This window comes from Parafrankia sp. BMG5.11, assembly GCF_004337455.1.
The window spans coordinates 1-19,428 of the sequence record NZ_SJXI01000102.1; the positions used below are offsets into that span (position 1 = coordinate 1).

Consider the following 19,428-nt stretch of genomic DNA (forward strand, 5'->3'; position numbering starts at 1 on the left):
GGTCGCACCCGTGAATGGACACCCCGGTTCTCACTCAACCTTGTACTTGAAGGCGGCTGATCGCGTGGCGGACGAGGTCGGTCAGGGCGTCGCGGTCGTCGAGAGTTTCCTCGGGGACGCTGTAGTAGGCACGGACCGTGACGTCCCTGCCGGCCGCCCGGTAGACGAACGGCCTGCCACCCGCCGTCTCCCACGCCGACCGTTCACCGTCCGCGACCTTGAGGTAGAGGGTGTCCATTACCAGGGCGACCTGCCGTCCGGCGTGGCACAGCGCCCAACCACCGAAGAACCGCCGCAGCGTCATGCCACCGAGGGACTCGACCTGGTCGAGGACGTGCCGGGCGAGTTCCAGGTGCCCGCTCACGGCGTGGCCCGGGCGGTCCGCGCCTGTAGGGTGCCAGAACTCGACCACCGGCCTTGACCTGGGGTTTTAGGCGGCTCGTTCATATTCGTTGATCAAGCTGCCGAGGACAGGCTGGCGCTTGACGTTCCTGGCTCAGGTCTGCGACGGGACGGTCGGGCCATGGTGGTTGAAGGTCGCGGCCACGGTGGGGTCGTCGTCCGTTGTAGTGGGCCGCGTACTCGACCAGGACAGTACGCAGGTGCCTTTCACCGACGATCAGCATCCGGTCGGTAACCTCGGTCCGGACGGTTAGGACAAACCGTTCCGCGTAGGCGTTCGCGCGGGGAGCCCGGGGTGGGACCTTGACCGTGGTGATGCCGGCGTCGGCGAGGACCGCGTCGAACGATGCGGTGAACTGTCCGGCGCGGTCGCGGACCAGGACCTGGAAGTCGGCCGTCCGGTCGCCGAGGTCCAGGAGGAGGTTGCGGATCTGTTGGGTGGTCCACGGGCCGTCGGGGTGGGAGGTGACCCCGAGGATGTGGACGGAGCGGGAGCCGACCTCTAGGACGAAGAAGCAGTACAGACGGCGGAGCGTAATGGCGCAGTCCACGTGGAAGAAGTCCACGGCCAGCATCGTCGACGCCTGCGTGCGCAGGAACTGTCGCCATGTGGTGTCGGTCTGCCGTTGCGGAGCTGGGGGAGCCCCAGGGACGTCAGGACCCGGCGGATCGTGGAGGCGCTGACCCGGTGGCCGAGCTTGAGCAGCTCGCCCTGGATCCGCTGGTAGCCCCACGTCGTGTTCTCGGTCGCAAGCCGCTCGATCAGCGCGGCGATCTCCTGGCTGATCGGTGGCCCTCCCGTCCGGTGCGTGTGGGTCCATGTCCGTGTGATCAGGCGGCGGTGCCACCGCAGGACGGTCCCCGGGGGTGACCAGCCGGTGCGCTCCCAGCGCTCTGGGCAGGAGCCTGATCAGAGCGGCGAGGACCGCCCGGTCCGCCCAGTCCCACCGGGGCTTGGGCTGGGTGCGGCGCAGCACCGCGACCTCATGCCGCAGCACGAGCAACTCGATGTCCTTTGACGCCGACGAACGGCCGAAGAGAACCAGCCAGCCACACACCCGAACGAAGATCAGACAGAGCAGGCGCACAGACACAGCCGACCATCATGCCGCCGGCCCCGTACCGGCGCATCGCCCCAGGTCACAGGCCCAGGCCGACTTCTGGCACCCCACAGGGGCCCCGGAACGGCCACGGCCCGCCGGCGGCGGCCGGCGGGTCGGTGGTCCCGCCCGGGTGTGCGGATGATCGCCAGTTCCGCCCCGGACAACCCCCGATCACTGTTGGACTGGGCCCAGCGCGCGGACGCCAGCCCCTTCCACACCCTCGGTCTCCTCGACCGGGTCGTCTACGACAACCCGGAACCGCTGATCACCCTCGCCGCGATCGTCGGGGCCACCACGCGGATCCGTGTCCAGACCGAGGTACTGATCGCACCCCTGCGGGAACCCATCCTGCTGGCAAAGCAGGCGGCAACCCTGGACCGTCTCGCCGACGGCCGCTTCACCCTGGGCAGCGGCCTGGGCGGCTGGGATGACGACTACCGCGCGGTGGGGGCGAACATCCACCAGCGAGGCCGACGGCTCGACGAACAGATGCGATCCTGCGGGGCATCTGGTCCGGTGAGCCCGCCGGCCAGAGCCTCGGGACTGTCGGACCGGCGCCCACTCGCCGTGGCGGCCCGGAGGTACTGTTCGGCGGGTTCAGCGCCGCCGCGCTCGCGCGGGTCGCCCGCTGGGGCGACGGTTTCCTCTGCGCCACCCCGCCGGCCGTCGCCGACGACCTGCTGCGCACCGTCGAGAAGGAATGGGACCAGGCTGGCCGCACCGGCCGGCCCCGGCTGGTCGGACAAGTCAACGCCGCACTCGGACCCGACAGCGTGCTCACCGAAGGGCGTGCGGTCATTGCTCACTACTACGGCTCCAGCGACTACACCCAGCAGGTCCTCGACGCGTGGCTCACCACCCCCCGGCAGATCCGCGACGCCCTCGAAGCCTTCGCCAACCTCGGCGCCGACGAAACGATCGTCTACTGCTGGTCGCCCGACGCCGATCAGGTCGACCGCCTCGCCGACATCGTCGCCTGATCCCCGCCGAACGAAGGTAGATAGAGAAGCCTGACAGACGCGGTGTCAGCAAGCCTGTGGGGCTCCAGAATCCCGATTTGGGTGGTGACCTGCGCGTTTGCCTGCGAGGCTGGGCCCATGTCGGGCAGGCTGGACGGTCATGGTGTGGTCGCTGCTCCACGCCCTGACACGCAACGCTCTCGGCCTGATGCTGCTCCGGGTACGCGGGGACACCGCGAAGGACGTCGAGCTCCTCGTCCTGCGACACCAGGTTGCTGTGCTGCGACGACAGGTCCACCGCCCGGCCCTGGAACCGAAGGATCGGATGATCCTCGCAGCCCTGTCCCGGCTGCCCGGCCGCCCAGTCCCACCGGGGCTTGGGCTGGGTACGGCGCAGCACCGTGACCTCATGCCGTAGCACCAGCAGTTCCAGGGTCCTTGGCGGCCGACGAGCGGCCGAGTAGAACCAGCCAGCCACAGAGCCGAACGAAGATCAGGTACAGCAGGCGCACGGACATAGTTGACCGTCATGCGGCCGGCCCCGCGCTGGCGCATCGCCCCAGGTCACAGGACCAGGCCGACTTCTGGCACCCCACAGGCACCCCGCGGGCCCGCGCCGCTCGCGCGGCCTTCCACAGTGCCTCGTCCGCGGCGTCGGCGGCGTCCGCGGCGGCGGCCAGCGCGGCCAGCGTCTGCTCGTCCTCGGGGTCGCGGGGCGTCCAGACAGGCCGGGGTATACCCGGCACCCTACCGGGTTTCCGTCTCACGTTGACACGCCTACCCTGAGATCATTACCGTCTTATCTTGATATGCAAACTCCGCCGCCAGAGGTCCGAGACCGGCGGGAGTGAAACGGGTCCACAGGTTGTGACCACCACCCAAATAGGGTGGTGGTCCGAGCGATATTGGGCGACGGCGCGGTGGCCAGTTTATCGCATTGCAGGTGGGCAAGACTGGCCTAGTGCACCCGAATAGATCAGTTCGGTTCGATCGACGCGCCGGCACCAAGGCGTGACGCCTGTTGCGGGTAGCAGCCATTCAGCAAGCTCAAGAGAATCTCCTACGGAAACCATGAGGAGGAGAATGACTACCAAAAGGAAGAGAGCCGTCTACAAGCTGATACTGACGTCAGTCATCGCCCTCGCGAGTCTCCTGTTCACACCCGCACTCGCTCAGGCACAGTCGTTCGGCGGCACGGTGAGGGGACAACGAGTCCAGCCGTTCGGCGGCACGGTGACAGGACAACGGGTCCAGCCGTTCGGCGGCACGGTGACAGGACAACGGGTCCAGCCCTCTGGCGGCACGGTGACAGCACGCCCACTACCGCCCGGACCAGAAGACGTGTCCCCGCCTAGGTCGGGAGACTTTGGACCTGTTTGGCCCCAGGGGTGCGGTCCGGGGGGACAGTTCTGTGTGCCGGGGCAGAGTGGGGATCGGTTCGACGTTGAGAACAGATGATCTTTAGGTCGGTTCTTGTGCAAGAGGGCTTCCGGTCGGCACTGGGCGCACTGCCGGCCGGGGGCCCTCAATCGTCTCCGGACTCCGCCGGCGCTGGTTCGATCCACGCCGCGGTGAGCTGCGCGGCCAGCCACGCCTTGGCCCGCCGGTACGCCCACAGCCCTCCGAGCTCCGGCCGGATGGAGGAGGTCGGGCTGCGGCTGCACCCGACCAAGACCAGGATCGTGTACTGCAAGGACGGAAGGCGACGTGGCTCGTACGAGCACACCTCGTTCACGTTCCTGGGGTACGCCTTCCGGCCCAGAGGCGCCAGGAGAGCCGACGGGACGATGTTCGTGGGCTTCCAGCCCGCGGTCAGCCCTGAGGCGCTGGGGAGGATGAGCCAGCAGGTCCGCCGATGGCGGATCCACACGCGAACCAGACACGACCTGGGCGAGCTCGCCGCGCTGATCAATGCGGTCGTGGCGGGTTGGATGAACTACTACGGCCGGTTCTACCGGTCGCAGCTGTCCCCCCTCCTGCAACAGTGCGACGAGAAGAGCGGAGTGAACCGAGAGGCTCACGCTCCGTTCTGCGGGAGCCGGGGGTGCGATCCCCCCGGGCCACCCGACCAGGTCTCGACCGTGTACCAGCCGGCGAGATGTGCAGCTGACCGTATCGGTGCGGTGTCGTCCTGCTACCAGCAAGCCCCTGCTGTCGTCCTGTTCTGACCGGGGTCGCATCATCTGCGCGGTGAGCGAGAGCGCGGAGATGAGCGGAGACGCAGTCGCCACCGGTGGCACCCCGCGACGATCATCTGGCCCCGCGGGGTCGACATCCGCACCTGTCAGCACGGCAGCCTCGCTGACATCGGCGCCACCGGTTCCACATACCTTCGCCGGGGCCGACAGTCCGCCGATCGAGGAGCCGGATCTCTCCTCGGCAGTGATCGAAGCGCAGCGCGGTGACGAGGCGGCCTTCAGGTTGATCTACCGGCTGATCCAGCCGGGTCTGCTGCGGTACCTGCGGGTACTCGTCGGCAACGACGCCGAGGATGTGGCGTCCGAGGCGTGGCTGCAGATAGCCCGGGACCTGGCATCGTTCCGCGGGGACTTCGACGGGTTTCGTGGCTGGGCAGCCACGATCGCGCGTCACCGCGCGCTCGACCACCTGCGCCGACGCACTCGCCGCCAGCGAGACGACATACCAGTTGAGATGGTGACGACAGAACTGGCCGCGCCCGACGACACCGCCGGAGGGGCGTTGGAGGCGATGTCCACCGAGGCCGCCATGCGCCTGATCGCGGGTCTGCCGTTGGACCAGGCGGAGGCGGTGCTCCTGCGGGTAGTCATGGGGCTGGACGCGAAAACCGCGGGGCGGGTCCTGGGCAAGCGCGCCGGCGCAGTCCGCACCGCGGCGCACCGGGGGTTGCGCCGGCTCGCCGAACAGCTCGCTGAGCAGAGGATCACCGAAGCCGGTCGACCGGAGGCAGGTGAACATGATCGGGGTGACAGCACGCGACGATGACCATGGGCCGCGGCCCGGTGTAACACCGGCGAGAGCTTCGACGCTGAAGGACGTGAGATGAGCACACACCGACCCCGTCGGATCGGCCGGGGCGAGGCAGAACGGATGCTTCGCGGCGGCCCGGTCAACGACGGGGTCGGTGCGGATCCCCTTGCCGACCTGCTCGCCGCCGTGGCCGCTCCGGCCCGCGATGGCGAACTTGACGGTGAGGAAGCGGCCGTGGCCGCTTTCCGGGAGGCGCGTCTCACCCACGTCACCCAGCCGCGGAGAAAACCCATGATCAAGCTGATGTTCGCAAAACTCCTGACCGTGAAGGCCGCCGCAATGGCGGCCGGGGCCACGGCTATCGGTGGCGTCGCCGTCGCTGCCAGCACAGGAGTACTCCCCATCGCCGGTGGGGGTGGCAGCGCCGCTGTGTCCCCGACGGCCTCGCCCTCCGCCGAGGTGAGCATCCCGGCGATCCCCGTGCCGAGTGCCGGCGCGTCCGTCTCGGCGTCACTGCTCGGCCTGTGCCACACCCACACAGCCGCCGCAGCGACCGACGCCCGCACGACTCTCGATTCCCCGAACATGCGCGCGCTCGTCACTGCCGCCGGCAGCCCTGACAAGGTCGACGCCTTCTGCGCGAAGGCACTACAGGCGGAGACCGACGCCGCCGCGACACCGGGCACCACCGCCGGTGTGAGTGGAAGTGCGGGGCCGGGCGGTGCTGGTGTCGGCGCACAGGTTCCGGGTGCGGGTACGGGTGCGAGCGCGGGGCCGGATGGTGCGGGTCTTGGCGTCCATGTGGGGCCGAGCGCAGGAGTGGGTGCGAGTGCGGGGCCGGGCGGTGCTGGTGTCGGCGCGCAGGTTCCGAGCGTGGGGGTGGGCGCAAACGCCGGCCAGGGCGGCGCCGGACTCGGTGCCAGCGCGGCCCCGTCGGTGCATCGCTGACCGGTAGGCGTCACACGATGTCTGGTAGATCACTGCAGCCGTGCCGACGTGATCTACCAGACATCGTTCCGCCTGCTGAGCGCTCCGCGCGTTTCCGTCGCTCATCGCCCGTGACCATCCTCCACCCACGGTGTCGACAGAGCGGGCCACCCCTTCACCCAGTGCTGCGCGGTCTTGGGATCCACGCCGAGCGGCTCGACCAGCCGCCGGTTGCCCCCGCCGACCCCGCACCCGGCGGGGCCGACACCTGTCGCACACGCATCCTCGGCGGGCTGATCAACGAATATCGCAACACCGCCCGACCACTTGCACGGAAGATCCCGTCAACCGCAAAAGACCAGCTCACAGGCCGAATCGGGGTTCTGGAGCCCCACAGGCGGACCAGGCCGTACGGGTCGTCCGCCTCAGGGATGAAGTGCAGCACGGCGATCAGGGAGAGCACGAGCGGCCGGTCGAGGTCGAGAGTCTCGGCCAGCTCGGGCGAGGCGAGGATCTTCTCCGGCTCGCGCAGGTCGGCGTCGAGGTAGGTGGTGCGGCCCTGCCGGGTACCGGTCAGCAGGGCGTGGGCGTGCGCGAGGACGATCGGTACCACCCCTGGGTTGCACATGTCCGTTTTTTGAGGCTCATGCCGGCGCGGCCCGTCGAACGGTGAGGTCGCCGCAGCTCAGCCCGGGGGTGTCGCCGGCTCACCCCGCGGCCTAAGAAATCTTCGGAGGTTCGTCCGCCGCTGCTGGTCGCACGCTCAGCGCCAGGCCCACGTCCGCGGCCAGAGCGAGCCGAAGCCTGGATTGTTCGCCAGTGCGATCTCGTCCCAGTAGGAGGGGCGCATCATCGGCTGTCAAGGGCCATTGAGAACGGCCCCAGCCTGGGAGGATGCACCGTCGCGTCGCCAGGCAGTGCCCGCGTGAGCGGCCCGTGTCTCGCGGACAGGTTCGGCGATGCATGGCCGGGTACCGGCACAGCGCACTCGCCGTGTCCCGGGCCCGCTTCGCGGGCTCCTCAGCTTCCCGCTCACCATCCCTCACGCATCGAACCTTAGTTCGAGCGCGAGGCCGCCGAGGAGAGGATCCCCCGGCCCGGCCAGGACGAGCCGAAGACTCGACGAGCCGGGATCACAGACCAGGACACGACGGTCCGAGGTCGGGGCCGGGGGAGCTGTTGACACTGGACCGCCTTCTGAAGGTCACCGATGCCGGGCTGCCGGTGCTCTCGAGGTGTGCGTACAACATGCGGATGGCGGTGGCGCCCTCGCCGACGGCCGAGGCGACTCGGCGGACGGTGCCGCTGCGCACGTCGCCCACGGCGAAGACGCCGGGTTGGCTGGTCTCCAGCATGTGCGCACGGCAGTCGGGACGCCGCGGCGCGCCGTCCCGCGTCGTCGCGGCGGCGGTCGTGGCGTTGCTTGCCGCATTGGTCGCGGTGGTGGTCCTGGTCATGGCTTCTTCCGCGTCCGTGCCGGTGAGCACGAAACCGCGGTCGTCCAGCGCGACGGTGTCCGCGAGCCACCCGGTGCAGGGCTTCGCGCCGATGAAGACGAAGAGTGCCTCGGCCGGGACTGTGCGCTGTTCACCGGTGTGCTTGTCGCGCAGGACGAGAGCTCGCAGCGAGTCGTCTCCCTGGACCTCCTGGACCTCTGTGTGTGGCACGACGAACACCCGGGGATGCCGCATGATCCGGTCGACCAGGTACCGGGACATGTTCCCGGTCAGGTCGTCCTCCCGGACCACCAGGTGGACGACCGGTGCGACGTCGGCCAGGAAGATCGTTGCCTGCCCGGCGGAGTTGCCACCGCCGACTACCGCGACCGGGCGGCTGACGCACAGGCGGGCCTCCATCACCGTCGCGGCGTAGTGGACATCCGTCCCCTCGAACTTCTCGATGCCGGGCACGTTCAGCCGGCGGTAGCGCGCGCCGGTGGCGATCACCACGGTCCGGCTGACGATCTCGGTGTGAGAGCTGCCGGTGTCGCACCGGACCACGTACAGGTCACCGTCCGGTACCAGCGCCACCGCCTCGGCCGGCACGTTGATCTCGGCGCCGAACTTGTGCGCCTGGATGGCCGCCCGGTCGGCGAGTTCCGCCCCGGAGATCCCCGCGGGGAAGCCGAGGTAGTTCTCGATCCGGGACGATGTGCCTGCCTGCCCGCCGGTGGCGACGGCATCGAGCGCGGTGGTGGCCATCCCGTCCGAGGCGGCGTAGACAGCCGCCGCGAGCCCGGCGGGACCGGCCCCGACGACCAGCACGTCCCGGACCGACGTGTCCGCTCGCGCCACTGGCAGGCCGATGGCCTGGGCCAGCTCGGTGTTGCTCGGATTGTGCAGCACCAGGGTGTCCCGCCAGATCACCACCGGGGTGTCCTGGGGCTTCAGGCCGATGGCGCGCAGCACCTTCTCCGTCTCGCGGTCCTGTTCCAGGTCCACGAACCGGTGCGGCAGCCGGTTGCGCGCGGCGAACTCCCGCAGCCGCCGGCTGTCCGGGCTGTAGCGGGAGCCGATGATCCGGAACCCGGCCCCCAGGCCGATCAGCATCGATCGGCGCTGGAAGCAGGTCCGCACGATCTCGTCGCCGAGGGCGGCGTCGCGGTTTATCACGTCCCGCAGGACGTCCAGCGGCACCGCGAGCATCTCGCTGTCCTCGCCGGCGACCGCGGTGAAGAAGGAGACCTGACCCTCCAGTAGACCCAGCTCACCGAGGTAACGACCGGGTCCGTGCACCCGGACCACCCGTTCCTCGTCGGTGCCGTACCCGGTGATCACGAGTACCTTGCCGCGCAGGATGACCAGGAACTCCTCGGTCCGTTCGCCCTCCCGGACCAGCACCTCGCCCGCTCGGGCCTGGCGCCGTTCCCCACGGGCGGCCAGGGTCGCGATCTGATCGTCGGACAGCCTGGGATACGCCCCGTACAGGTCGGGTGTCTCAGTCAGATCAGGAGTCTCTGTCAGGTCGGACGCGTCCCTGCGTTCGGAGGTCAGCGTGGATGCGGCGGCCGGTCCCTCCCCGTCCGTTGCGCCGTGCTCCCGCCGAAGGTCCTGGTCGGTGGTCGAGCGCCGCTCAGACATACGACTCCTCGAAGTGGCCTGTCATGCTGCGAGCGGAAAGGTTTCCGGTGGTTCTCGTCGACCACGATCACGGTCCGCGCCGAGACGTCCATCGCCGGTCTTCCGTCCCGGAACATCTGCTCTCGGTGCAGCAACTCACGGCCTTCGGCCTCCGCCACCCGCTGGATGACCTCGGAGGAGAGGCTCATGCCGCGGATCATGTGGTCGTTGAGAACCAGCACCCCGCCGCTGGCGATCGTGCCCATCGCCAGTTCCTCCTGGTCCGGCACCCCCAGCTTGCGGACGACGAAGACGTCGAGTGGCGCGCCGAGATCCTTCGCAACCTCGTAGGCGACCGGCACCCCACCCCGCGCCAGCCCCAACACCAGCACGTCAGGACGGCATCGGTACTGGCCGAGAAGTCCCGCCAGGAATCTGCCGGCATCCCGGCGGTCACGGAACACGCGGTTGTTCGACATGACCTTGTATCCTGCCTGTTCGGCGGCCAAGGGTGGCGTGATTCCCCATCGCGGCCAACAGAAACCACATCGCCGGTCCGCGGCTATCTCCCCGCGGGCTTCCCGGGCTCCCGCGGCCCCGCGCGGAGGAATGGGAGCATGCGGTTATATGGCTGAGATAGCGTTTATGTGAGCTCGAAGAAATGATCTCTTGCGGAACCGGCCCACCCGTTTCACTCTGGCTATGTGGACGTGGGCAGAGTGGACCTGGGTGGAAACGAAGCAACGAGGATCGGGAGAGATCATGGCGGTGAAACTGAACAGAAAGGCCTATGACCATGCCCGGAAGCTGATCGAGGACAGGAAGGTCGTTCTGGACGAGCGGGACGACTGGAGTGAGCATCAGCCGTCAGCTCAGCAGGAGAACAGGTTCATCGAGGAGCACGGCCTCGGTGAGTACCAGAAGTGGTACCTGGGGATCGACGACGAGATCGGCGAGGACCGGAAGACGCGGTACAAGTTCCCCTACGGAGACTTCGAGAACGTGCACCGGGGCGGGGTCCTGTCGGCCGAGTCGAGAGCCGGGCAGTACAAGCATTTCGACGTTGAACAGGCCGCCGCCCACCTGCATGGAATGCTTGACGTCGTACGCGCCGGATAGTGGCGCGTGCGCGACCAGCCGAGGGAGGATCACCATGCCGGTTATGGGCGTGACCAGGTTCGAGCGATTCTTCCGGACCGCCGCGGGTCTGGACATAGACAAGAACGACGTGAAGCGTTACGGCGATTTCGTCAACGACAAGGTCTTCGATCTGCTGCTCATGGCGCAGGCGACCGCGAAGGCGAACGTCCGAGATGTGATAGCGCCCTGGGACCTGCCCATCACCAAAGGCCTCCAGGAGAGCATGCACCGTTTCCGGGATCTCGACGAGGAGATCGAGCTGCGTCCCATCCTGGAACAGATCGCGGCTCGCCCCCCGCTGGACCTTGCCCTGAGCGACGACACCGCGGCCCGCCTTCCCCTCATCGTCGGCGGACTAAGCCTCGCACTCGCCAGAGCCTTCAGGATCATCGAACCGAAGATCAAGAATCCCGGGCCCAACGAATGGGAGCGCGTCAGCCGCATCTTCGACCTCCTCCTTTGAACACCTGGGGGAAGGCGCTGGAGGAAGGGAAGGCGTGGTCGGGTCAGCGCGATCGGGTCAGCGCGGTCATGTCACGTCAATCGGGTCAGCCGTTGGACGATCCCGCGCCGGATGTCTGCGCGCTGGACGCTCCGGCTTCGGACGACGATGACTCGGCTTCGGACGACCTGGTGGTGGCGTCGGTGTACTGGCCCGAGGTGTCATCGATCGTCCGGCCGCTCTGCGTCGCCGTGGGTCCGGAGATCTCGATGTGGCGGGGCTGGCTGCTGCGGGCCTTCGCCAGCCGGACGGTCAGCACACCGTTGTCCAGGCTCGCCGTCACCGATTCGGGGTCGACGTCTCCGGGCAGCGTGATCTGGTGCTCGAAGTGGCCGAGCCGACGGGTCTGCCGGCGCAGCTTGCCGCGGCGTTCCCGCTCCTTGATCTCGCCGGTGACGAACAGCTCGTTCTCCTTCAGATCGATCGAGACGTCCTTGGGGTCGACGCCGGGCAGTTCGAGTTCGACCAGGAACGCGTCGTCGGTCTCCTCGACGTCCACCGCCGGCACCATCGCGGCGAGGACCCCGTAGGGCCGGTGCTCCCCGCCGACGACATCGCCGAGAAGGCTGCCCATCCGGGTCCAGGCGTCCTCGATCTCGCGGAACGGGTCCCAGCGAGTCGTCGGCACCGGACGGTCGGTGCCCGCGCGTGTTGGCAGGTTCATGATCCACCCCCAGGGCTGTTGCTCATGGTTTCTGGCGTGCACTCCAATCGTCGTCCGCGCCCGCTTCGCCGGCAAACGTAGACACCGTGGATGTTCGTGCTGGCTGCCGCGGCCGCCAGCACGAGTCGGTTCTCGCGGCCCCCGGAGATCTCGGGCGTACTCGGTTGGGTTTTCGGCACGCGGGCAGTCTGTAAAAACGACCGCGTCGTTCGGGGAAATACCTTGGATGCCCTGCGCGGTGGCGCAACCACGACCCACGTCGGGTGGGGGCGATCGATATGTCACATGGTGATAGCGATTTCGGGACAGATGAGGGCAGTGCCCGCGGCTCCCGATCGAATGACCTTGGAGCCGGTGCTCCTGGAGCTGGGGTTCTCCACCGCGGTGACCCGCGCGTCGATGATGCTCGGAGTGAGCGGGGGACGGACCGTGCGGACGGGACCGGCCGCACGGTCGGGTCGCAGAAAGTGGTCGCCATCTTCAGTACCTACGCCGATGCCGAACGGGCCGTCGATCGACTTGCCGACCTTGACTTCCCGGTGGAGAAGACCGCCATCGTCGGCCGCGACCTGCACACGGTCGAGAAGGTCACGGGTCGGCTGACCTGGGCCTCGGTGGCTGGCCGGTCGGCGCTCGCCGGTGCCGTCACGGGCGCGCTGATCGGCTGGATCTTCGGTCTGTTCCACTGGATCAATCCTGTTCAGGCAGCGGTGCTGCTCGCGCTCTACGGAGCCATCTTCGGCGTAATCCTCGGTGCTCTGATGGGTCTGCTGATGTATGCGTTCAGCCGGGGCCGGCGGGATTTCGTCTCCGTGTCGGCGCTGAGTGCCGATCGCTACGACCTGCTCGTCGATGCCGACGTGGCGGACGAGGCGGCCCGGCTCCTGGCGGAGACCGAGTTCGGCCGGCTCTCGTCCGCCGGGAGCGGCCGGACCTGACATCGATCATCCGCCGGCCCGGCCGGCCGGTACGCGCGGTGGCACATCGTGTGGACGTGTCGGCCTCTGGTCCGCCGTCTCGCTCTGGTTCGCCGTGTAACAGCGTGTTGCGGTTTTCGTCCGGCCGGTCCTACCGTGGTCGTGAGGTCTGCCGGGGCCCCGCCACTTCCACCAGAAGGCTCCCACCGGGAGGTCATCGTGGGAAAGGCAGTAGGAATAGATCTGGGGACCACCAACTCGGTCATCGCCGTCGTCGAGGGCGGCCAGCCGACAGTTATCCCCAATATTGAGGGCTCGCGCACGATGCCTTCGGTCGTGGCTTTCACGGAGAGCGGCGAGCGGCTAGTGGGTGAACTCGCCCGCCGCCAGGCGATTCTCAATCCAAAAGGCACGATCACCGCGGTCAAGCGGTTCATCGGCCGCCGGTACAGCGAGGTCACGAGCGAGCTGAAGACAGTCACGTACGACATCACCGCTGGGAAGGAAGACGCAGTACGGATCGTGGTTCGCGGGCGCGATTACGCCCCCGAGGAGATCTCGGCGATGGTGCTCCGGAAACTGGCCGACGACGCCGCCAAGTTCCTCGGCGAAAAGGTCACCGAAGCCGTAATCACCGTGCCGGCGTACTTCAACGACGCGCAACGGCAGTCGACCAAGGACGCCGGCCGGATCGCCGGACTGGAAGTACTGCGCATCATCAACGAGCCCACCGCCGCGGCGCTGGCCTACGGGATGGACAAGAGGTCGCACGAGACCGTACTGGTCTTCGACCTGGGCGGCGGCACCTTCGACGTCTCGATCCTGGATGTGGGCGACGGCATCGTCGAGGTGCGCGCGACCGCCGGCGACACCCATCTCGGCGGCAACGACTGGGACCGCCGCCTCGTCGACTTCCTCGCCGACGAGTTCAAGAACCAGGCCGGCATCGACCTGCGCAACGATCCGCAGGCACTGCAGCGGCTCTTCGAAGCCGCCGAGAAGGCAAAGGTCGAGCTTTCGTCTGTCTCCCAGACCCAGGTCAACCTGCCGTTCATCACCGCCGACGCGAACGGCCCGAAGCATCTGAACACGACGGTCACCCGCTCCCTGTTCGAGAAGACCACGGCCGATCTGCTCGAGCGGTGCATGCCGCCGCTGCGCCAGGCGATGGCGGACGCGAAGATCTCCGAGAACGACATCGACGAGGTGATTCTCGTCGGCGGGGCCACCCGGATGCCGGCCGTGCAGGCCATGGTCCGGCGACTCACCGCCGGCAAGGACCCGAACATGACCGTGAATCCCGACGAGGTCGTCGCCGTCGGCGCCGCCATCCAGGCCGCGGTCATCAAAGGCGAGGTCTCCGACGTGCTGCTGCTGGACGTCAACCCGCTCTCCCTCGGGGTGGAGACCCTCGGCGGTGTGAGCACGAAGGTGATCGACCGCAACACCACCATTCCGGCGCGCCGGAGCGAGACGTTCTCGACGGCCGAGGACAACCAGTCGGCCGTGGACATCGTGGTGCTCCAGGGCGAACGCGAGATGGCCGCCGACAACCGGACACTCGGTCGGTTCCGGCTCGAGGGCATCCGGCCTGCCCCGCGCGGACAGGCGCAGGTCGACGTCACCTACGACATCGACGCCAACGGCATCCTCAACGTCACCGCGAAGGACAAGGACACCGGCGCCGAGCAGCGGATCACCATCTCGGATAACACCAACCTGCCGCCGGATGAGATCCAGCGCATGGTCGCCGACGCCGAGCAGAACCGGGCCGAGGACGCCCGGCTGCGGGAGAACGCCGACGCCCGCAACCAGCTCGACACGATCGCCTACCAGGTCGAGCAGCGGCTGACCGAGCTCGGCGACCAGGTCCCCGTGCACGAGAAGGCCCGCGCCGAACAGCTCGTCGCCGACGCCCGCCGCGCGCTGGAGGAGCACGCCGATGTGGATCGCGTCCGGCCGCTCATCAACGATCTCCAGCAGGTCCTCTACGGCCTTCCCGCCGCCGCGCAGCGCGAGGCGGCCTCCGCGGCCAGCGGCGGAGCTGGAGCAGGCGGAGCTGGAGCAGGTGGACCGGGCGAGGCCTCGGCCGGTGGGGACGACGTCATCGACGCCGACTTCACCACGCGTGATGATGGGTGAGAACCGATCGGATGCCGAGCGGCCCGAGACCGCTCCGGCACCCGATCTCGCCGCGGAACTCGAGCAGTGCCAGGCCAGCCACCTGCGGACTCTCGCCGACTTCGACAACTACCGTCGGCGGACCGGACGCGAGATCGGCGCCGCGAAGGCAGCCGAGCGGGATCGCGTGGTCCTCGCGTGGGTGCCGGTGCTGGATCATCTCGAGCTCGCCCTCTCGCACGCGGACGCCGACCCCGACTTGCTCGTCGACGGGGTACGCGGGGTACGCCAGCTCGCTCTGGACGCGCTGCGGAACTCCGGGGTCACTCGGCTTGACGACGAGACCGGCGCCTTCGACCCGACCCGTCACGAGGTCGGCGCCGTCGTCGACAGCGGCTCAACGTCCCGTCCGCCCCCGGCGGGCACCGTTGTCGAGGTGCTCCGGCCGGGCTACCAGGCCGACGGCCGCGTACTGCGCCCCGCGTCCGTGGCCGTGAGCGCCGGACCGAAACCGAACAACGGAGCAAAATTGGGCAACGGGCCGAGGCGGGATACCGGGTCAGAACCAGGAAAGGGACCAGGACCGGATACCGAGCCGGAAGCATCGTGACATGAGCAGCGGCCGGACCACGGATCGGGCCAGCGAGGACTTCTACGAGATCCTCGGGGTCCCCCGGAACGCCGACGCCGACGCGATCCAGCGGGCGTACCGGAAACTCGCCCGCCAGTACCACCCCGACATCAACTCCGATCCTGGGGCCGAGGAGCGGTTCAAGGACCTGTCGGAGGCGTATGACGTGCTCTCCGATCCCGACACCCGGGCGCGCTACGACCGGTTCGGCCGGGATTTCCGCCGGATGCCCGAAGGCGCCGAACAATGGGCGGGCGCGGGCGCGGGCGCAGGCGCGGGTGCCGGGGCGCGTGCCGGCGCCGGTGGCGGTCCGGGCTTCCGGTTCGAGGGGTTCGAGGGTTTCGACTTCGAGGACCTGTTCGGCGGTACGGGCGGCGGATTTTTCCGCGGCCGAGGCCGGGCGGGACCGGTGTCCGGCGCCGACCAGGAAGCCGAGATCGAGGTCACCCTCGCCGAGGCCTACCGAGGAAGTCGACGCAGTGTCACCCTGGCGGGCCCGGCCGGGCCCCGCGAGGTCCAGGTCACCATCCCGCCCGGAGTGACCCACGGGCAGCGGCTGCGGCTCGCGGGCCAGGGCGGGCGCGGCCGGGACGGCGGGGATCCGGGCGACCTCTACCTCGTGGTTCGCCTCGCGCCCGACCCCCGATTCCGGGTCGAAGGCCGGGACGTGCACACCGATCTGCCCCTCGCGCCGTGGGAGGGCGTGCTCGGCACGAAGGTCGCCATCACCACCCCGGACGGCGAGCAGGTGACCGTCACCGTCCCGCCCGGCACCTCCACCGGCCGCAAGCTCCGCCTGCGCGGCAGGGGCCTGCCCCGCCCGGCGCGTGGTTCGAGGCGCGGTGACCGCGCCGGCGACCTCTACGCGCACGCCCGAATCATGGTCCCGACCAACCCCACTCCGCGGGAGACAGAGCTGTTCCGCGAGCTCGCCGAGGTCTCGTCCTTCAACCCCAGGGAAAGGTCATGACGATGCTGCTCGTGCGCGCCAGCGCCCGTACCCAGGGCCTCGACCTGGACGCGTTCTGTGTCGCGGCGCACCTGCATCCCGAACTCGTCCGCCGGCTGGTGACGCTGGGTCTCCTCGACGCGGAGATCGACCCCGCCGGCCGCTACACACTCGCGGCGACGGCGGTGGCACGCGCCGGCCGTATCGAACGGCTGCGCCGCGACCTCGGCATCACCTACACGGCGACCGGGGTCGTGCTCGACCTGCTCGACCGGATCGACGAACTCGAACGGCTCCTCCGTGCCCGACCCGCCCGAGGCGAGGTGCATCCATGGACATGAACAAGCTGACCGAGAAGTCCCGCGAGGCTCTTGACGCCGCGCAGGCACGAGCGGTGCGCCTCGGCCATGTCGAGGTGGACGGCGAACACCTGCTGGCCGCGCTGCTCGAACCGCCCGAGGGACTGGCGCGCCGCCTGCTGATCGCCTCGGGCGGGGATCCGGCCGCCATCGCCGAAGCGGTCGAGAACGAACTGCGGCGCCGACCCAAGGTGTCCGGACCCGGCGCGCGACCCGGCGAGGTGTATGTGACCCAGCGGCTGTCCCGCCTGCTGGACGCCGCCAGCAGGGAGGCCGGTCGACTCAAGGACGAGTACGTGTCGGTCGAGCACCTCCTCCTCGCCCTCGTCGACGAGGGACAGTCCAGCGCCGCCGGCCGGATCCTCGCCCATAACGGCCTCACCAGGGAGAAGCTGCTCACCGCGCTGACCGAGGTCCGCGGGAACCAGCGGGTGACGTCGGCGAACCCCGAGGCCACCTACGAGGCGCTGGAGAAGTACGGCCGCGACCTGGTCGCGGAAGCCCGCGACGACCGGCTCGACCCGGTCATCGGCCGCGATTCCGAGATCCGCCGGGTCGTGCAGATCCTCTCCCGCAAGACGAAGAACAACCCGGTGCTGCTCGGCGACCCGGGGGTCGGCAAGACGGCGATCGTCGAGGGCCTCGCCCAGCGCATCCACCGGGGCGACATGCCTGAGGGACTACGCAACCGGACGGTGTTCCAGCTCGACCTGGCGGCGCTGGTCGCCGGAGCCAAGTACCGGGGCGAGTTCGAGGAGCGGCTCAAGGCGGTTCTGAGCGAGGTCAAAGCGGCCGAAGGCCGGATCCTGCTGTTCGTCGACGAGCTGCACACCGTCGTGGGCGCCGGCGCGGCCGAGGGGTCGATGGACGCCGGGAACATGCTCAAGCCGATGCTCGCCCGCGGCGAACTGCACCTCATCGGCGCCACCACCGTCGAGGAGTACCGCAAGCACATCGAATCCGACGCCGCGTTCGAACGCCGCTTCCAGCCGGTGCTGGTCGACGAACCGACGGTGGAGGACACGATCTCGATCCTGCGCGGACTGCGCGAGCGGTTTGAGATCTTCCACGGCGTGCGGATCCAGGACGGTGCGCTGGTCGCGGCGGCGGTGCTGTCGCACCGCTACATCTCCGACCGGTTCCTGCCCGACAAGGCGATCGACCTCGTCGACGAGGCATGCGCCATGCTCCGCACCGACATCGACTCGATGCCCACCGCGCTCGACGAGATCACCCGCAAGGTCACCCGGCTGGAGATCGAGGAGGCCGCGCTGGCGAAGGAGAGCGACCCGGCCAGCGTCGCCCGGCTCGACCAGCTCCGCAAGGAGCTCGCCGACCTGCGGGCGGAGGCGGACGCCATGCGCGCACAGTGGGAGTCAGAACGGCAGGCCATCCGCAAGGTCCAGGAGCTGCGCGAGGAGATCGAGCACGTCCGCCGGCACGCGGACGAAGCCGAGCGTGCCTACGACCTCAACACGGCCGCCGAGCTGCGCCACGGCCAACTCCCGGCACTGGAACGCCGGCTGGCCGCCGAGGAGGAACGTCTGGCCGGCCGCCAGCACGGGCAACCGCTGCTGCGCGAACTGGTTACCGAGGAGGAGATCGCCGACATCGTCTCCCGCTGGACCGGCATCCCCGTCACCCGGCTCGTCGAGGGCGAGCGCGAGAAGCTGCTGCGCCTCGACGACATCCTGCATCAGCGGGTGGTCGGCCAGGACGAGGCCGTCAGCCTGGTGGCGGACGCCGTCATCCGCGCGCGCTCCGGTATCAAGGACCCCCGGCGCCCGGTCGGGTCGTTCATCTTCCTGGGACCGACCGGCGTCGGGAAGACCGAGCTCGCGCGCACACTCTCCGAGGCGCTGTTCGACTCCGAGGAGGCGATGATCCGCATCGACATGAGCGAGTACCAGGAGCGCCACACGGTCAGCCGGCTGATCGGCTCTCCTCCCGGCTACATCGGCTACGAGGAGGGCGGGCAGCTCACCGAGGCGGTGCGCCGCAAGCCGTACTCCGTGGTCCTCTTCGACGAGATCGAGAAGGCCCATCCCGATGTCTTCAACACGCTCCTGCAGGTCCTGGACGACGGCCGGCTGACCGATGCGCGGGGCCGAACCGTCAGCTTCACCAACACAGTGATCATCATGACGTCGAACATCGGCTCGCAGTGGCTGATGGACGCGGTGACGCCCGACGGCGAGATCGAACCCGAGGCGCGGGCCCGGGTGATGGCCGACCTGAGGGAACGATTCCGCCCCGAGTTCCTCAACCGGCTCGATGAGATCGTCCTGTTCAAGCCGCTCACCCTGGCCGAGATCGAACAGGTCGTCGACCTGCTGGTGGAGGACCTGCGCCGGCGGCTCGCGGACCGCCAGATCACCCTGGAGATCACCGAGCCGGCCCGGTTGTTCATCGCCCGCGAGGGGTTCGACCCGGTCTTCGGCGCCAGGCCGCTGCGGCGGTTCATCCAACGCGAGGTCGAGACCCGGATCGGCCGGGCGCTGGTCGCCGGCGACGTCACCGACGGCTCCCGCGTCGCCGTCGACCTGGTCGAGGGCCATCTCGCTGTCACGCATGACGTGCCCGCGATGCAACGGGTTCAATGAGCCATTCCCGGCAACGATCCGTGACGTTAAGTGACTATTGCGCGGTGTGAGTGTCCCCGGGGGCTACGACGACGAAGGCGCGGGGCTCCGATAGGAAGTTGTTCCGACCAAAGAGCAACTCCGAAGGAACCCCGCGCCTCCAT

17 protein-coding genes and 3 pseudogenes are annotated in these 19,428 nt (G+C 68.9%); 13 read left to right on the plus strand and 7 right to left on the minus strand.

The window, feature by feature from the left end; genetic code table 11:
• Window positions 1–34: 34 nt before the first annotated feature.
• Together E0504_RS43860 and E0504_RS52940 are read right to left on the minus strand one after the other, a co-directional pair.
• The gene (locus tag E0504_RS43860; RefSeq protein WP_112109009.1) at window positions 35–412 is read right to left on the minus strand and encodes a TfoX/Sxy family protein; all 378 of its coding nucleotides are present in this window, start codon (window positions 410–412) and stop codon (window positions 35–37) included.
• Window positions 413–430: 18 nt separating this feature from the next.
• A pseudogene (locus E0504_RS52940) lies at window positions 431–1,496 on the minus strand (integrase core domain-containing protein).
• Between the two features lie 147 nt (window positions 1,497–1,643).
• Between E0504_RS52940 and E0504_RS53810 the strand changes: the two are divergent.
• Both E0504_RS53810 and E0504_RS43880 read left to right on the plus strand, forming a co-directional pair.
• Window positions 1,644–2,485, plus strand: a pseudogene (locus E0504_RS53810) (LLM class flavin-dependent oxidoreductase).
• Window positions 2,486–2,624: 139 nt separating this feature from the next.
• Window positions 2,625–2,876: pseudogene (locus tag E0504_RS43880) on the plus strand (hypothetical protein); the annotation flags it as partial.
• A 115-nt stretch (window positions 2,877–2,991) separates the two neighbouring features.
• Here the strand turns inward: E0504_RS43880 and E0504_RS50935 are convergent.
• The gene (locus E0504_RS50935) at window positions 2,992–3,210 is read right to left on the minus strand and encodes a hypothetical protein (RefSeq protein ID WP_160144383.1); all 219 of its coding nucleotides are present in this window, start codon (window positions 3,208–3,210) and stop codon (window positions 2,992–2,994) included.
• A gap of 891 nt (window positions 3,211–4,101) precedes the next feature.
• On the opposite strand from E0504_RS50935, the gene E0504_RS43895 reads away from it, so the two are divergent.
• Genes E0504_RS43895 through E0504_RS43905 form a run of 3 tightly spaced genes read left to right on the plus strand, consistent with a single transcriptional unit; the run spans window position 4,102 to window position 6,361 of the window.
• Window positions 4,102–4,632 (plus strand): group II intron maturase-specific domain-containing protein, encoded by a 531-nt coding sequence (locus E0504_RS43895; RefSeq protein ID WP_131627391.1) that lies wholly within the window; start codon window positions 4,102–4,104, stop codon window positions 4,630–4,632.
• Between the two features lie 40 nt (window positions 4,633–4,672).
• A complete protein-coding gene (locus tag E0504_RS43900; RefSeq protein WP_306769368.1) occupies window positions 4,673–5,428 on the plus strand; it encodes an RNA polymerase sigma factor in 756 nt (251 codons plus the stop codon).
• A gap of 57 nt (window positions 5,429–5,485) precedes the next feature.
• Window positions 5,486–6,361, plus strand: a complete 876-nt coding sequence (locus tag E0504_RS43905) for a hypothetical protein (RefSeq protein ID WP_131627393.1) — start codon at window positions 5,486–5,488, stop codon at window positions 6,359–6,361.
• Window positions 6,362–6,515: 154 nt separating this feature from the next.
• On the opposite strand, the gene E0504_RS54650 is transcribed toward E0504_RS43905, so the two are convergent.
• The 3 genes from E0504_RS54650 to E0504_RS43920 all read right to left on the minus strand — a co-directional run bounded on the left by E0504_RS54650 (window position 6,516) and on the right by E0504_RS43920 (window position 9,878).
• Entirely contained in the window at window positions 6,516–6,968 is a 453-nt protein-coding gene (locus E0504_RS54650) for an SAM-dependent methyltransferase (RefSeq protein ID WP_373694001.1), read from the minus strand.
• A gap of 505 nt (window positions 6,969–7,473) precedes the next feature.
• A complete protein-coding gene (locus tag E0504_RS43915) occupies window positions 7,474–9,420 on the minus strand; it encodes a cyclic nucleotide-binding domain-containing thioredoxin-disulfide reductase (protein ID WP_243657902.1) in 1,947 nt (648 codons plus the stop codon).
• On the minus strand, window positions 9,330–9,878 hold the full coding sequence (locus E0504_RS43920) for a phosphoribosyltransferase (RefSeq protein WP_112109299.1): 549 nt from the start codon (window positions 9,876–9,878) through the stop codon (window positions 9,330–9,332). The genes E0504_RS43915 and E0504_RS43920 overlap by 91 nt, the downstream gene beginning before the upstream one ends.
• A 283-nt stretch (window positions 9,879–10,161) precedes the next feature.
• Between E0504_RS43920 and E0504_RS43925 the strand changes: the two genes are divergently transcribed.
• Together E0504_RS43925 and E0504_RS43930 are read left to right on the plus strand one after the other, a co-directional pair.
• A complete protein-coding gene (locus E0504_RS43925) occupies window positions 10,162–10,518 on the plus strand; it encodes a hypothetical protein (protein WP_112109298.1) in 357 nt (118 codons plus the stop codon).
• Window positions 10,519–10,552: 34 nt separating this feature from the next.
• Window positions 10,553–11,002, plus strand: coding sequence for a DUF1931 family protein (locus tag E0504_RS43930; RefSeq protein WP_112109297.1), 450 nt, complete (start codon window positions 10,553–10,555; stop codon window positions 11,000–11,002).
• Between the two features lie 85 nt (window positions 11,003–11,087).
• Here E0504_RS43930 and E0504_RS43935 read toward each other — a convergent pair whose 3' ends face one another.
• The gene (locus tag E0504_RS43935) at window positions 11,088–11,705 is read right to left on the minus strand and encodes an Hsp20/alpha crystallin family protein (protein WP_112109301.1); all 618 of its coding nucleotides are present in this window, start codon (window positions 11,703–11,705) and stop codon (window positions 11,088–11,090) included.
• A gap of 467 nt (window positions 11,706–12,172) precedes the next feature.
• On the opposite strand from E0504_RS43935, the gene E0504_RS43940 reads away from it, so the two are divergent.
• From E0504_RS43940 to clpB, 6 genes are all read left to right on the plus strand, one after another.
• A complete protein-coding gene (locus tag E0504_RS43940) occupies window positions 12,173–12,643 on the plus strand; it encodes a general stress protein (protein ID WP_112109296.1) in 471 nt (156 codons plus the stop codon).
• A gap of 198 nt (window positions 12,644–12,841) precedes the next feature.
• Window positions 12,842–14,764, plus strand: a complete 1,923-nt coding sequence (gene dnaK / locus E0504_RS43945) for a molecular chaperone DnaK (RefSeq protein WP_131627395.1) — start codon at window positions 12,842–12,844, stop codon at window positions 14,762–14,764.
• Window positions 14,754–15,353, plus strand: coding sequence for a nucleotide exchange factor GrpE (locus E0504_RS43950; protein WP_243657903.1), 600 nt, complete (start codon window positions 14,754–14,756; stop codon window positions 15,351–15,353). The genes dnaK and E0504_RS43950 overlap by 11 nt, the downstream gene beginning before the upstream one ends.
• 1 nt (window position 15,354) lies before the next feature.
• Window positions 15,355–16,344, plus strand: coding sequence for a DnaJ C-terminal domain-containing protein (locus tag E0504_RS43955; protein ID WP_131627397.1), 990 nt, complete (start codon window positions 15,355–15,357; stop codon window positions 16,342–16,344).
• On the plus strand, window positions 16,341–16,664 hold the full coding sequence (locus E0504_RS43960; RefSeq protein ID WP_131627399.1) for a chaperone modulator CbpM: 324 nt from the start codon (window positions 16,341–16,343) through the stop codon (window positions 16,662–16,664). Before E0504_RS43955 ends, E0504_RS43960 begins: the two co-directional genes overlap by 4 nt.
• The gene (gene clpB, locus E0504_RS43965; RefSeq protein ID WP_131627400.1) at window positions 16,655–19,285 is read left to right on the plus strand and encodes an ATP-dependent chaperone ClpB; all 2,631 of its coding nucleotides are present in this window, start codon (window positions 16,655–16,657) and stop codon (window positions 19,283–19,285) included. Before E0504_RS43960 ends, clpB begins: the two co-directional genes overlap by 10 nt.
• The last annotated feature ends 143 nt before the right edge of the window (window positions 19,286–19,428 follow it).

Bases quoted from the DNA above. Each gene is read 5' to 3' on its own strand.
- E0504_RS43895 (WP_131627391.1), top strand. From the start codon at position 4,102: ATGGAGGAGGTCGGGCTGCGGCTGCACCCGACCAAGACCAGGATCGTG.
- E0504_RS43900 (WP_306769368.1), top strand. From the start codon at position 4,673: ATGAGCGGAGACGCAGTCGCCACCGGTGGCACCCCGCGACGATCATCT.
- E0504_RS43905 (WP_131627393.1), top strand. From the start codon at position 5,486: ATGAGCACACACCGACCCCGTCGGATCGGCCGGGGCGAGGCAGAACGG.
- E0504_RS54650 (WP_373694001.1), bottom strand. From the start codon at position 6,968: ATGTGCAACCCAGGGGTGGTACCGATCGTCCTCGCGCACGCCCACGCC.
- E0504_RS43915 (WP_243657902.1), bottom strand. From the start codon at position 9,420: ATGTCTGAGCGGCGCTCGACCACCGACCAGGACCTTCGGCGGGAGCAC.
- E0504_RS43920 (WP_112109299.1), bottom strand. From the start codon at position 9,878: ATGTCGAACAACCGCGTGTTCCGTGACCGCCGGGATGCCGGCAGATTC.
- E0504_RS43925 (WP_112109298.1), top strand. From the start codon at position 10,162: ATGGCGGTGAAACTGAACAGAAAGGCCTATGACCATGCCCGGAAGCTG.
- E0504_RS43930 (WP_112109297.1), top strand. From the start codon at position 10,553: ATGCCGGTTATGGGCGTGACCAGGTTCGAGCGATTCTTCCGGACCGCC.
- E0504_RS43935 (WP_112109301.1), bottom strand. From the start codon at position 11,705: ATGAACCTGCCAACACGCGCGGGCACCGACCGTCCGGTGCCGACGACT.
- E0504_RS43950 (WP_243657903.1), top strand. From the start codon at position 14,754: ATGATGGGTGAGAACCGATCGGATGCCGAGCGGCCCGAGACCGCTCCG.
- E0504_RS43955 (WP_131627397.1), top strand. From the start codon at position 15,355: ATGAGCAGCGGCCGGACCACGGATCGGGCCAGCGAGGACTTCTACGAG.
- E0504_RS43960 (WP_131627399.1), top strand. From the start codon at position 16,341: ATGACGATGCTGCTCGTGCGCGCCAGCGCCCGTACCCAGGGCCTCGAC.
- clpB (WP_131627400.1), top strand. From the start codon at position 16,655: ATGGACATGAACAAGCTGACCGAGAAGTCCCGCGAGGCTCTTGACGCC.